1 protein-coding gene is annotated in these 784 nt (G+C 63.3%); it reads left to right on the top strand.

Going from position 1 to position 784, the window contains the following annotated elements; genetic code table 11:
• A partial coding sequence (locus tag EN859_RS35130) for a beta-ketoacyl-[acyl-carrier-protein] synthase family protein (RefSeq protein ID WP_135913592.1) occupies positions 1-733 on the top strand: 733 nt, incomplete at its 5' end.
• Positions 734-784: the final 51 nt, after the last annotated feature.

Below are 784 nucleotides of genomic sequence, written 5' to 3'. Positions count from 1 at the left end.
CTCCGCATGTGCCTCGGCCAACCATGCGATCGCCTCGGCGGTGGATCAGATCAAGCTGGGCCGGGCCGACGTAATGGTTTCCGGGGGCAGCGACGCACCCTTCGCATGGGGCGTGCTGAAAGCATGGGAAGCAATGCGCGTGCTTTCACCCGATACCTGCCGGCCCTTCTCCGCCGATAGGAAGGGCCTGGTGCTGGGCGAGGGTGCGGGCATGGCCGTGCTGGAAAGCTACGAGCATGCCACGAGGCGTGGTGCCACAATTCTTGCCGAGATCGCCGGCGTCGGCCTTTCCGCCGATGCCTTCCACATCGCCGCGCCATCTGTCGAGGGGCCAGCGTCGGCGATGCGCGCCTGCCTTGCCGATGCCGGGCTGAATGCCGAGAACGTCGACTACCTCAACGCGCACGGCACCGGTACCAAGAGCAATGATCAGACTGAAACGGCGGCGATCAAGCGTGTGTTTGGAAACCACGCTTATTCGATGTCCATCTCTTCCACCAAGTCCACGCACGCGCATTGCCTCGGCGCAGCGAGCGCGCTTGAAATGATCGCCTGCGTGATGGCAATCCAAGAGGACGTCGTGCCGCCGACCGCCAACTATCGCGAGCCAGATCCCGCTTGCGACCTCGACATCACGCCCAATGTGCCGCGCGAGCGCAAGGTGCGCGTCGCCATGAGCAACGCCTTCGCCATGGGCGGCACGAACGCAGTTCTGGCATTCAGGCAGGTGTAGAAGCCATGCAAGACGCCTCATTTGAGGTCACCTGTCGTATCTAGCTGCTTG

The sequence above is a fragment of the Mesorhizobium sp. M00.F.Ca.ET.216.01.1.1 genome (assembly GCF_004010325.2).
Classification (GTDB): Bacteria; Pseudomonadota; Alphaproteobacteria; order Rhizobiales; family Rhizobiaceae; genus Mesorhizobium.
The sequence above is the reverse complement of the archived record's forward strand: the minus strand, read 5'-3'. Positions and strand labels throughout refer to the sequence as shown.